The organism is Okeania sp. SIO2C2 (genome assembly GCF_010692625.1).
GTDB classification, from domain to species: domain Bacteria; phylum Cyanobacteriota; class Cyanobacteriia; order Cyanobacteriales; family Microcoleaceae; genus Okeania; species Okeania hirsuta.
In genome coordinates this window covers 1-13,082 of the sequence record NZ_JAAHGM010000020.1, presented here as the reverse complement: position 1 = coordinate 13,082, position 13,082 = coordinate 1, and the positions used below count along the sequence as shown (strand labels likewise).

Sequence of the window (13,082 nt, the reverse complement as noted above, 5' to 3'; positions counted from 1 at the left end):
CATTTGCAGAAACTAAAGTAGTTAATTTCAATTATTCAAGGTAAGTTACTAAAAGTTTTTAACCATGTTAGGTAAATTTTTCCACAAACCAGAAGCAGAAAATAGCGATCGCGTTCCTCCCGGTCAATACTTGGCTAAAGGCTTTCCCGTACTGACTTATGGCGAAACTCCTAATATCAGTACAGATACATGGGAATTGAAAATATGGGGTTTGGCTAAACCATTAACCTTTAGTTGGTCGGATTTAATGGCCATGCCACAAAATCACTTCACAGCAGATTTTCATTGTGTGACTCGCTGGTCAAAATTAGATGTTCAGTGGACAGGAGTAAAAGTTACAGATTTGATGGAGCGTGTAGAAGTCGATCCTAAAGCTGTCCATATTATGGAACATTGTTATGGAGGCTATACTACTAATATTTCTGTGACTGATTTTCTCAGAGAAGAAAATTTCTTTGCCCACACTTTATTTGGTGAGCCATTACCAGCAGATCATGGTGGCCCTGTGCGATTGGTAGTTCCTCACCTCTATGCTTGGAAAAGTGCCAAATGGATTAATGGATTAGAATTCCTCAAAGATGAAGAGTTAGGTTTCTGGGAGAAGAATGGTTATCACACAAGAGGTGAACCTTGGGCAGAAGAACGTTATAGTAGCTCTGGTTTTTAAGTATATTTTTTGGCGAAGAGTTGTCTAGTTTTTAGATAGTAAAGTTAACCTGGTATTACAACAGCGAATATTGATCGTGATTTTTCCATCAGAGTTTTTGATGTTTTTAAAGAATGTATAGACAGACGTTCCATGGAATGACTTTACTCAGGATTTTAGAAAAGGTATATTTATCACAGTTTTCATTTTAGGCGATCGCTATATATATTTATAGCTTTTCTAGATTTTCTGAATATTTATGGCAGCACCAATAAATTGTATATGTGATGAATAAAAAAATTTCATTACTCTGACCTGAAGATTCACTTTTATACCAATTTGATCAATGTTTGCTACATTTTCTTGAGTAAGGGAGTAGGGGAGTGGGAGACCCACCCCTAACCCATCCCATTAGGGGGAGTGGGGGAGAAGTAAACATAAGAATAATTAGGGCTTACCGATCAAAGATAAAAGCATTGATATATAAAGGTTTTAGCTGTTTTAGGTTGAAAAAAGTGCGCCTGTTTTCGCTCAAGAAAGCTCAAAAAACTAGCATTTTGTGCAAGAGTTGGGCAGAAAAATTAAGGGACAAAACTTAGCTCCTACCTCTTCTACATTCCCCGTCCCTCCTGTCTCCTGTCTCCTGTCTCCTGTCTCCTCCCCTCACCCATAAGACTTTTTCAGCAAACCCTAATTAATACGCTACTAGCTAATAATTATCAAAAATCTCATTGCGCCTATGTTAATTACTTAATAATTGAAGTTTCACCTAACAAAAACATTCTTTTTTCACCCTTGGTATTATATCATGTCCGCTTAGTAGCACAATCAAAAAAATTTCTCCTGCCCGATCTTTGCTTTAGATTCTTTTTCTCCTCTGCTCCCTGTTTACTTATTTATAAGTATTCAACCGGACATGATATTATTATATTGGGAACAAGTTATTTTAGAATTTCAAGGCAGAAAGAAGAAGAAATCAAGAAAGAATAAAAAAACCGAAACAATGATAATAGGTAGCTTCTAGGATTGGAGATATCTCCTTAATCTAAGTTTAAAATTTATTTTTTATAATATTCATACGTAATAATCGGTATAATATTTTCTTAGATATTTATAAAAACTAACTAGATTACATAGACAACGCATTAAAGATGTTTTGGATGTATCCTGAGAAAAAATATAATCAAACTCCATTCACTTGTTACGATGGTAGTCAGCCAAGTCATTTTTGTCAAAAAGGTGAAAATTGGGGAGCTTTTACAACACAAGAGTGTGACTTGATTATCTCATTTTCACAAAATTTATTCAAGGATAAAAGCCATAGGTTTGAAGGTCTTCACCAGAACTATCGTCAAGCTAATGCTTGGGAAATATCTCAAACAAAAGAAACAAATTGGCTTTGGCAACGATTAATTAATAATCTTATAACTGCAAATAATCGTTGGTGGAACTATGATATTGTGGGAATTATAGAGCCTTTACAGCTCCTCTGTTATGACAGCACAAATAATTCTAATCAGATTAAAGATAATTGTGATTTACATATAGATAATGAATATCCTTTTTCTTGTAGGAAAATTTCTTTTTCTGTAGAATTATCCGATCCCAATACTTATGATGGTGCGAAACTAAATTTGTATCTACAAGAAAATCCCGAAATATTACCTAGAAGTAGAGGAACAATGATTATGTTTCCTTCATTTATTTTGTATGAAGTAACGCCTATTCTTGAAGGTAAAAGATGGGAACTTATTGGTTGGGTTAGTGGTCATCAGTTCCGATAATTTGCAAAAATAAATGGTTTTCATAAAGTTAGGATTGAGAAAATATGGTTTGGATTTCTCCTGAACAAAAGTATCGTCAAATTACATACGCTTGCTATGATGCTTCTCAAAAAGAACATTTCTGTAAACCAGGTGAAAACTGGGGTGCTTTAACAGCAAAAGAGTGTGACTCAGTTATTTCTTTATCAAAACAAATAAAGCCATCAAAGCCAACTGTAGATGGAAAATTGAAACCAGAGTTTCGTCAAGTAAAAGCCTGGGGTGTGAATTATTCGGCATCAACGAGATGGCTGTGGGAAAGGTTAACTAATAGTGTTAAATATGCCAATAATAAGTGGTGGAATTATGATATTTACGGTATTGTTGATTCTTTAAACCTTTTATGTTATGAAGCTAATAACAATCAGGAAAATATTCAGGATCATTACAATAAACATCTAGATAATGGGGATCTTTATTATTATCGCAAAATTTCTATCTCGATCCAACTTTCCAATCCTCAAGATTATGAAGGTTCAGAATTGAAGTTGTATACTAACAGAGAACCAGAAAAATTACCAAAAGAAAGAGGAACAATGGTTTTGTTTCCTTCTATAATACTCCATGAAGTAACACCTATTACTCAAGGTAAGAGATGGGCGCTAGTTTGTTGGGTAGGCGGTCCTCAGTTTAGATAATTCTAGAAGCATTAGACATCTCCGGAAACTAACTTTTTATCATTTTCTTTGTGGGTTTAATACCCCACCGTCAACGGGGGTGTTCACGCATTACTTGGGGGAGCGTAGACGCGGAGCGGCAGGTCGTTGACTATCCCCATGTAATTTTCCTCCTGTCTCCTGTCTCCTGTCTCCTGTCTCCTTCTTCAACCTGCCATTACAAGGGTTTTAAATTAATTATTCGGAGAGGTCTATTGAAGAAAAAGTTAGCTAGGGGAGACTTGGATTGATGACCTATAGCAGCTCGTTTAAGAAAGAATTAATTGTGGCGATAATTCCCATTATTAAAGATTTGGTGGAGTCTTAAACTTAATTATTTATCCGCCAGTTACACATAATTCAACTCGGAATGTGCTTTTCCACTTACCGAATTTTTATGATGATTCTTTAGATAGGTTTGCCATGACTTAAATAGTACTACTATTTGTGATACAACGAAATTATAAATTAGAGTTATCGCTAAATAGAGGGAAAAAATTGCTCCAACCTAGACAGAGCAATAATTCCAATTTTTTTTGCTACCAATAGCTGAAATCTTTACAGAACAGGGTTTTTGGGGATTTTTTAAGTGATAAAGCGACAAGTCTATTGTTAATTATTTGGGTGGGATTTAATAGTAGCGATCGCTACTCCTACAGAAGTTTTCATTTAAGTAAAACACAGTAGAAACGTTCTATGTAATACCTCTACTAGGGTTGGCGCTTCAAAGCTTTGATTAATACTCCAGTTTTTACATTGAACCAACTAATTCTGTTTCTGTGCCGAAAGTGCAAAGAAGCAGGGTTTATCTACTAAAATTAGATTATATGGTAATAGCAATCTCCTGTTCCTAATAAATACAGATGTATAACATTTTAGGTGTGTCACGGCACTACAGTACACACTATGTTACTCCTATTCAATAGTAAAGTTGTAGGTTGGTTGGGTTAAGGTACGAAACCCAACACCCTCGAATTGTCGAGGTTGATTTAATTGAGGTAGCTTGAAAACCAAAAACCATAAGTCTATCCAACTAACATGATTTTTGGGAATTTAACGAATTTTATATCACCTCAATATAAGGGTTTCAAGAATAGTGGGATGGGTTCAAAAACCCTAGTTATGTTAGGTTGCACTGCCGCTTAACCCAACCTACTAGCGCGTCAAGCTTGAAATAGTGTTTTAGGAAAATTCTCCAAACCTTAGTCAGAGCAAGAATTATACTCAAAAATTTAATACACCATTTTCAGCTTGACACGACACTACTGGCGTGACACGCCTAAAATGGTGCAATAGATTTTTATTCAAATACATGAACCGTAAAGATTAGAGCATTTTTCTAATACACTATTTTAGCTGTGTCAGTCTACTACAGTGCAGACTATATTACTCCCACTCAATAGTACCAGGAGGCTTAGAAGTGATATCATACACCACTCGGTTAACTCCCTTAACCTCATTCACAATGCGGTTAGAAATAATTTCCAGCAAATCGTAAGGTGCCCGAGACCAGTCAGCAGTCATCCCATCCTCACTAGAAACAAACCGCAAAACAATAGGGTAAGCATAAGTACGTTGGTCTCCCATTACCCCGACACTGCGAATAGGCAACAACACCGCAAACGCTTGCCAAAAATCGTGATACATCCCTTGTTGTTTGATTTCGTCACGCACAACAAAGTCAGCATCTCGCAAAATTTTCAACCGTTTATCTGTAACTTCTCCTAAAATCCGAATTGCTAACCCTGGACCGGGAAAAGGATGTCGTCGCACGATTTCTTCTGGTAAACCTATGGAGCGAGCTAATTTTCTCACTTCATCTTTAAATAGCTTGCGCAAAGGTTCTACTAACTTAAATCTTAAATCTTTTGGCAGACCACCGACATTGTGATGACTCTTGATTTTAACTGCTACTCGCTCACCCGTTTTGGGGTCAACGTTGGTGTCAGCAGATTCAATCACGTCTGGATAAAGAGTACCTTGAGCCAGATAATCAAAAGGCCCTAAACGTTTTGACTCTTCTTCAAATACTTGAATAAACTCATGGCCAATTAATTTGCGTTTTTGTTCTGGGTCTGTGACTCCTTTGAGTTTAGCCAAGAAGCGCTCGCGAGCATTTACATACTCAACTGATATATGAAAAGATTCTTGAAATATTTTCACCAAGTTTTCTGGTTCATACTTCCGCATAAACCCTTGGTCAATAAACATACAAGTTAATTTATCCCCGATCGCTCGATGCAGCAAAAATGCTAAAGTTGAAGAGTCAACTCCTCCAGACAATGCTAATAATACTCGTTTGTCCCCTACCTTAGCTCTAATTTCTCGAATCGCTTCTTCTACAAAAGCTTCTGTCGTCCAAGTTGGTTCACACTTACAAATATGGTAGACAAAATTCCGAATCAACGCTTGACCACCAAGAGAGTGAACTACCTCTGGGTGAAACTGAGTCCCATAGAGCTTTTTCTCATGGTGAGCGATCGCTGCACAGGGAGTATTATCCGTATGAGCTAATACTTCAAAACCTGAGGGCATTTTTGTCACAGCATCTCCATGACTCATCCACATAATTGTACCCTCTTCCACATTAGTCAGTAAATCTGTGGGGTTATCTATAGATAAAGATGCTTTGCCATATTCAGCTAATTGAGCGCGTTGAACTTCACCCCCTAATTGCTGTACCATTAACTGCATACCGTAACACACGCCCAAAATTGGTATTCCCAACTGCCAAATTTCGGGATCGCAATGAGGTGCCACTTGATCGTAAACTGAGTTAGGGCCTCCAGAAAGAATAATTCCCTTGGGATTGAGAGTTACCAGTTTTTCAGCAGTTGTCCGATAAGAAATAACTTCTGAGTATACTTGAGTTTCGCGAATCCGGCGGGCAATTAGTTCTGAATATTGAGAACCGAAGTCCAGAATCACAATCATCTGACGGTTAAACTGAGTGGAGGAATCAGAAATTTTTTCTGTCTGTCTTGTTAGAGTCACGGTTAATGTGCTATGATATTTTACTTGTGAGGTTTATTTTCCTGAGTTTTAAGTTGTCAGCCCGAGCTTATAAGCTATAAATATATGTTTTTTGTGAGGAAAATTTCTTTCTCCACACTTTTTGTATCAAACTAAATTTTTCCTACTGCCACAAAAGGTTTATACTTGGATTGAATGGTAACCTAAAAACTAACAGGCTAACTAAAAACTAACAGGCTAAATTGATTAATTATCAATAGGGATCGCTCTTCCTAGGGAATTATTAATCAAGGCTAGTTCTATTAAAAATGTTTTGGTATTCTGATTAAAGAAAGAGCGTCTACTTCTAAACCAGTTGCTCACTCTAGCTAGTTATGAAATTTACCAATTTATTTTAATTTTTCCCCGCGCCTGATCCACTATTGTTTATTTTTCCTACAATAGGCTACAGCGCTTTTGCTGATTGATCAACCACATCGTCATAACCAAAACCCTGTAGGGGTAAATGGCCATTTCCTCTGTAGTCTACCGAAATGAAAACCGCTGTAACTCTAGCTGAGGGTATTCCTATTGACACTCTCGCCGTTAAATAAGAGCTATTATAACGGGAGATTCTTGTTTTGCTGAGGCAACGCTATACGAATATAGATTCTTAACTAGATAACAAATCAAACTAGTTGAGTTGCACCCCCGTCAGACCATCTCCACAAGCTTTTTCTTGCTCCGTCTGTACGCTAAGGAAACTTCCGCCCAGGCGGTGCCCTTTTATCGTGCCGTGTGCCCCACGGCTATTGATAAAATTATAACGCCAAAAATATGCGTGCGTATTGCTCAATTATTTTTCTGGTTGAAATTATCAGGGGCTGTCTGCATGGGTTTCCCGCGCAATTTATACGCCCCGTCTCACTGTTAAATCTCGCGCATTATTACGGGAGTCTTTTTTCAACATTCTTAATAGAATAACAAATTTTTGCAAAAAGTGTATCGGCAACTTCAGTTTTTAGGACAATTTGGCGATCGCGGTCAAATAACATCGAACCTACTTGGACCTGTTTTTGACTATGATTAAAAATATAAGCTTGACTACGTTCCTCTATACGGGAGGCGATCGCCCCATAGACTAGACCCACCCAATTCTTTTCATTATCTTTATCTAAACTCCGTAGGATTTTCAAGGCCGCCTCGGCAGTAGTACAAGCAAAAATTTTTTGTAGTACATGAGTGGGCAAACCTATATTTGCGCAGTGAGCTGTTAAAATTTCTAATCGTCCGTCAGCTAGATGGTGATGAGTATGAAAAATTCCACCAGCCAACTTAATTAATTTGCCATGATAGCCTAATAATAAAATAGACTCTAATCCAGCAATAGCAGCAGCTACTAACATTGGGCCTAACCAGTTAGCCGTTTTAATAGTCTGCTGTGGTGGTATCCCCATTTTCCTCGCTAGGTCTAAACCATTTTCTCCCACACAAAACACCAAACAATTAAACTGTGCTGCCTTTTGTTGTAACTCATCCCGATAAGCATCAAGTTGCCCAGGCACACTTAAAGGTTGAGAAACCCCGGTAGTGCCTAACAAAGAAAGACCTTCAACTATACCAAAAGCAGAATTAGAAGTCCGAGTTGCTAATTGACGACCTTCTGGTAAAATGATGGAGACCTTAATTTGTTCATTTTGGTTGAGCAAGGGTGGAAGATTTTCTTGCAGCAGTCGTCGCGCATAACTATATATAGCTGCTTCCCCAGAATGAATATTATGTCCAATTCCTGCTCCACCTATAATTACAATTTGTTCTGAAGCCTCTGTAGGGGAAACTTTGGCCAATTCTATCATAGCCCACACAGGAGTATTGCGAGTTAGGTCGAGATTATTACCGGGGTCAGAACGGGTAATAGCTAAGGCAGTATTATTTTTCAGTAAAGCTACCTGTTCGATAAGAATATCGACAATTTTTGCTGGTTCTAGTAAATTAATTGATACGGTAGGCAAAGACGAGATATTTTGACGTACCCAACGGAGTGCAGCTACAGCAGCAGCACAAGCAAATACAGGTAGAGTATATCCAGCATGAGGTTCAGTCATCAGTTATCAGTTAAGCGAGCTATTGGGACTTAAATAAAATAGAACCGGAAAACAGTCTCAAATATAGACTAGCAGAGGCTTTTACGTCAACAAGATATAAATCCTGAACAACCACGGGTTCTAGACATTTTTAGAACATTGACGTAATTATATTGTTTTGCAGAACAGTCATTTTATACAAAATGTTGTACCCCAACTGCGATGTACTTACAAGTTTATACTTCAAGAAAGGTTACTTACCCATGATTAAAATCCGCCGTTTTCAGGAGCAAGATTGGCCAAGAATTTGGGCGATTGTCAAGCCAGTATTTCGATCTGGCGAGACCTATACCTTCCCCACCGATATTCCTGAGCAGGATGCCTTTCATGCCTGGATTGAGGTGCCAGAGGCAACCTACGTTGCTGAAGATGATTCAGGGTTGATATTGGGCACCTACTACCTCAAGCCGAATCAACCTGGCCAGGGGTCTCATGTATGCAACTGCGGATATGTGGTCAGGGAAGCGACTCGTGGCAAAGGGGTCGCCTCTGCTATGTGTGAGCATTCTCAGAAGGAAGCGGTGGAGCTTGGTTTCCACGCCATGCAGTACAACCTTGTTGTATCCATTAATACTGGCATTGCTGACTGGTGGGTATGATTTGATAATTTTGTATTTGGGATTTTTTATTTTGGATGGTTTGAACTACTTGTTAATATTAACTGTTCCCAGTTAAGTGTTCCCAGTTAAGTGTTCCCTATAAACCTACTTTCATACCTTAATTCAGCAATGCCTTAATACTGGTGCTGTTCGTCTTTGGCAAAAGCATGGCTTTGATATCATCGGCACGGTTCCCGAAGCATTCAAACATCCTAAGGAAGGATTTGTTGATGCTTATGTCATGTACAAGAAACTTGAAACATAACAAGTTGCTGTAGTGGACTCAAAGAATCCACATCACTGAGCTTTAGCGTTATAGAGCTTGAAAGTGATTCCTTGTGAAAGACATATTGTATGGAAGCCTATTTTATCTCTAATACACATCCCCAATAATCAAAAGTAAAATCAATTATTATCCAGAAATCATCAATTACTCTTCCCTGTTCCCTGTTCCCTGTTTCCTGTTCCCTGTTCCCTGTTCCCTCTTTTCTGGAGATGTCTAATGAGGAATAAGAAGGATTTGACATTTATCTGTGGCAGTAAAGTTATCTTAAGACTTAGATATTAGATAAATTGAGAGTGAATAGCTGATGGAAAAGTTTGCAGATATTCAAAGCTTGCTAAAAGAGTATTGTGATTTAGAATTTCCAGCTTCAATAGCGTGAAAAACTGCTACACATTCTTGAGATTAACTATAATCAGGACTTACGCAAAAAATGAAATTATACCAATGGCACTTACAGCGGTTTTCATTTGGGTAGACCACAGTAGGAACTTTCCATGGAACGTCCCTACAAAGTTTTGTTTGTGAAGATGTGGTTCATCAATTTGAAAAGCGCTGTATTATTTGAACACATTCTTTTTTCACGCTTGGTATTACATTACCAGTTTAACTACTATAGCAATGAGCGCTGGTATATTTACAAATTGTAGTAGGGGCAAAAGAGCTAGAAGTCTTATATGATTCCTACGGAATGCTTGCGCAAACGGCAATTTATTCCCCCTGTTCCCAGTTAAGTGTTGCCTGTTCCCTGCGCACAGCGCTATACAACAATTAAAAGTGGAAAAGAAGGAAGAGAGAAGAAAAAAAAAGGAAAACAATATTACTAATCTAAAGATACTAACTAAACCAGATTTAGTCTGAGATTCCTTTCCATGCTCCTCTTCAAAAGCAAAATCCTGGATACTTGGTGACTGCTTGACAGCCATCAAATCCCCAGGATTTATCAAGATAACTTAAAAGTATTCTTTCTACTAAGATAGAAATATTAACCAATCAACCGTTATTATTCAGCAGCAGTAGCCAACTCTGTACTGCCTGAACTACGTTTTCTAGTTAAAGTATTGAACAACAACACACCGATCGCCTTAATTAAATTACCTTCTAGTTCATTGAACATTTTCATGTTCATGTCAAAAGCAGCATTCGCCTCATTAACCATTCTATCTGCTGTTGCCTGATCTATGGGTAAATCATTCATCCTCTGACGATACATATTCTTGAATGCCTTCTCATCAGAAATTTCTGGGAACTCATAGAAAGCAGTACCTTCCCCATCAATTAAATTCATACCTCTCTGAGCAATTTTCTTGAGAATTTGACCGCCAGACAAATCTCCCAAGTAGCGAGTATAGGAGTGAGCTACTAATAATTCTGGTTCTTTTTCTGAAATTTCTCTAATTCTCTGTACATAAGCTTCACCCGCAGTAGAAGGAGCAACTTGATCGCGCCAACCAGCACCATAATAATACTTTAGGTCTTTCTCTAAACTCTGTTTACGGTTTAGCTCGGCAAAATAAACCTGAGAAAGAATTGGATGTTTCTGGTGGCGTTGCATCTCTTCTTCCATGGCGGAATAAACAAAGTAAAGATTCTTAACTAAATTCCGGTAGGAATTCTTTTCTACAACACCCTTTAAAAAACACTTGACAAAACCTACGTTTTCTGCATTTGTATGAGCTTTTTTGGTTCCTTCACGCAATTGAGTTGCTAGGTTTACACTCATGTTAAATTTTCCTTACCAATACTAAACTATACGATTTGGCGTATCAATTCCTACAGAAATTTAGAAATCTATTGCCTATTTCTATAGATTAAAATGAATGGATGAGAATTTACATTAAGAATGATTAAGAAGTAACTGCTAAGAATATATTAGATTTTCCCTAACTTTAGAAATAATAATTATTGAGTACAGCATTCAAAAGCAGTTGTGCATTTCAACTAAACTATATTTATGAATCAAGATATTAGCACTACAAAAACATGACAGTTTTGTTATATATAGTCATTCCAGTTAAGATTGAGACAAGGGTTTCTTACCTTGAAAGAGTTTCAGCTAAAAAAGTGTTCCAGTCTTATTCAGAATGACTATATAATTCAGATGTAAATACTTAACCTTATTCCTTTCTTCCTTAATTTATGGGGTTATATCATGTCCGCGGGTATCGTTTGTGTAAAAGTTAGCGTGGATATCTACAGGAAATTTAAGTTTTTTTCTTGCTCAATTGCCTTCCTGTTTGTTGCCTGTTGCCTACCTTTTCTATACAATACCGATGCTACCGGACATAGTATCATATCATGTCCGGATAATTAGTGATAAAAAACTTTCTTCTTCTCTTCCTTCTTTTTTCCTCCTGACTCCTGACTCCTGACTCCTGACTCCTGACTCATCCGTAGTTTATTTATAACTATTCAACCGGACATGATATTACGCGGTATCTGGCTCACAAATGTTGATAGTAAAGTCCTCTATTCCAGAGATAATATTGCTGAAGCAATGGACTTTCTTGCTGAAACAGGATTTAATGTTGTATTTCCCGTGGTCTGGAATAAAGCATTTACCCTCTACCCCAGTCAACTGATGCAGACAACTTTTGGTAGAGAAATAGACTCCCAATACAAAGGTCGCGACCCCCTAGCAGAAGTAATTATAGAAGCACGGCGAGTCGGTATTAAAATTATCCCTTGGTTTGAATATGGGTTTGTCAGTTCTTACAAACAAAATGGAGGGTTACTTCTAGCAAAAAAACCAGAATGGGCAGCTCGTGACTGTAGGGGAAATTTATTAGTAAAAAATGGTTTTGAGTGGATGAATGCTTTGGATGAGCAAGTGCAGAATTTTCTGCTCGATCTAGTATTGGAAGTTGTGAAAAATTATGACATTGATGGCATCCAGGGAGACGACCGAATGCCAGCATTTCCTTCAGAAGGTGGCTACGATGCAAAAACAGTAGAACGTTATCGTCAGCAATTTTCTTGTCATCCACCCAAAAATCATAAACATCACAAGTGGTTACAATGGCGTGCAGATATTTTGACAAATTTTTTAACTCGTTTACATCGGGAAGTGAAAGCAATTAAGCCTGAACTTTTGGTTTCAATGGCTCCCAGTTTTTACAAGTGGAGTTTAAATGAATACTTACAAGACTACCCCACTTGGATAAATCAAGGAATTGTCGATATTATTCACCCTCAACTTTACCGTCGTGACTTTGCTAGTTACAAAACTATTGTCCAACAGTTAGTGAAACAACAGTTTACTTGTAGTCAGTTAAGTAAGGTGTTTCCAGGGATTTTAATTAAAGTTGGCTCTTATCGAATTAGCGTAGATTATTTGTTGGAGGCGATCGCTTATAATCGTTCTGTAGGGATTAACGGAGAAGTGTTATTTTTCTATGAAGGTCTCAGAGAAAATAACGATGCTTTGGCTAAAGGATTGCGAATGATTCCTTACAGCGGTTTTCCTGCACGGTAGACCACAGTAGGGACGTTCCATGGGAGGTGCCTACTGGGTTTTGCTTGTGAAAATGTGGTTCATCAAATAGAGATGTGTTCTACACAAATACATAACTATTGACTACCCAATTTTAGTACCAAAATTATTACAAAAATGATCCAATTTTAGTACCAAAATTATTACAAAAACGATTTCCTAAACGCAGCTTTGCTCCACAACTACTACAAAACTTAGGAGTGACTTCTGGTACTGGTGGAGGTGAAATGGAATCACTCTTAAATCCCAAACTATTATCTAATTGATTTACAGTATCTGAAGAGATTTTCAGACTAACTTCTGTTTCCTTTTTTTCAAGGACTTTTCCTAAATTATTCTGGTTAATAAAATCCCGAATAATAGAGTTGTTGGGAATTAAGCTAAAAAAATGGCTAAAACCCTTATTGGTCAAAGTTTATAGCGTTTTTCAGCCCTAGAATCATGAAAACCTTATAGAATAAGCTTTTGAGCATTGTTCAATTGTTA

General features: G+C 37.5%; 9 protein-coding genes. 5 read left to right on the top strand and 4 right to left on the bottom strand.

Going from position 1 to position 13,082, the window contains the following annotated elements:
* Positions 1-64 precede the first annotated feature (64 nt).
* The 3 genes from F6K18_RS17680 to F6K18_RS17670 all read left to right on the top strand — a co-directional run bounded on the left by F6K18_RS17680 (position 65) and on the right by F6K18_RS17670 (position 3,107).
* Positions 65-667 carry a sulfite oxidase-like oxidoreductase gene (locus F6K18_RS17680; RefSeq protein WP_287522571.1) on the top strand — a complete coding sequence of 201 codons (603 nt, stop codon included), beginning with the start codon at positions 65-67 and terminating at the stop codon, positions 665-667.
* Between the two features lie 1,139 nt (positions 668-1,806).
* Positions 1,807-2,430: a 2OG-Fe(II) oxygenase gene (locus F6K18_RS17675; RefSeq protein WP_287522570.1), complete on the top strand. Its 624-nt coding sequence runs from the start codon at positions 1,807-1,809 to the stop codon at positions 2,428-2,430.
* 44 nt (positions 2,431-2,474) lie between these two features.
* Positions 2,475-3,107, top strand: a complete 633-nt coding sequence (locus F6K18_RS17670; RefSeq protein ID WP_287522569.1) for a 2OG-Fe(II) oxygenase — start codon at positions 2,475-2,477, stop codon at positions 3,105-3,107.
* 1,404 nt (positions 3,108-4,511) lie between these two features.
* Here F6K18_RS17670 and guaA read toward each other — a convergent pair.
* Together guaA and cbiD are read right to left on the bottom strand one after the other, a co-directional pair.
* Positions 4,512-6,059: a glutamine-hydrolyzing GMP synthase gene (guaA, locus tag F6K18_RS17665; RefSeq protein ID WP_287522680.1), complete on the bottom strand. Its 1,548-nt coding sequence runs from the start codon at positions 6,057-6,059 to the stop codon at positions 4,512-4,514.
* A gap of 965 nt (positions 6,060-7,024) precedes the next feature.
* Positions 7,025-8,182 (bottom strand): cobalt-precorrin-5B (C(1))-methyltransferase CbiD, encoded by a 1,158-nt coding sequence (cbiD, locus tag F6K18_RS17660; RefSeq protein WP_287522568.1) that lies wholly within the window; start codon positions 8,180-8,182, stop codon positions 7,025-7,027.
* A gap of 242 nt (positions 8,183-8,424) precedes the next feature.
* Here cbiD and F6K18_RS17655 point away from each other — a divergent pair, with 242 nt between their 5' ends.
* Complete coding sequence (locus tag F6K18_RS17655; RefSeq protein WP_287522566.1) at positions 8,425-8,820, top strand: GNAT family N-acetyltransferase; 396 nt, start codon at positions 8,425-8,427, stop codon at positions 8,818-8,820.
* A 1,286-nt stretch (positions 8,821-10,106) separates the two neighbouring features.
* Here F6K18_RS17655 and F6K18_RS17650 read toward each other — a convergent pair.
* Entirely contained in the window at positions 10,107-10,826 is a 720-nt protein-coding gene (locus tag F6K18_RS17650) for a heme oxygenase (biliverdin-producing) (protein WP_287522564.1), read from the bottom strand.
* Between the two features lie 699 nt (positions 10,827-11,525).
* On the opposite strand from F6K18_RS17650, the gene F6K18_RS17645 reads away from it, so the two are divergent.
* Positions 11,526-12,578, top strand: coding sequence for a glycoside hydrolase family 10 protein (locus F6K18_RS17645; protein ID WP_287522563.1), 1,053 nt, complete (start codon positions 11,526-11,528; stop codon positions 12,576-12,578).
* Positions 12,579-12,705: 127 nt separating this feature from the next.
* Here the strand turns inward: F6K18_RS17645 and F6K18_RS17640 are convergent, their stop codons facing one another.
* Complete coding sequence (locus F6K18_RS17640; RefSeq protein ID WP_287522562.1) at positions 12,706-13,008, bottom strand: hypothetical protein; 303 nt, start codon at positions 13,006-13,008, stop codon at positions 12,706-12,708.
* Positions 13,009-13,082: the final 74 nt, after the last annotated feature.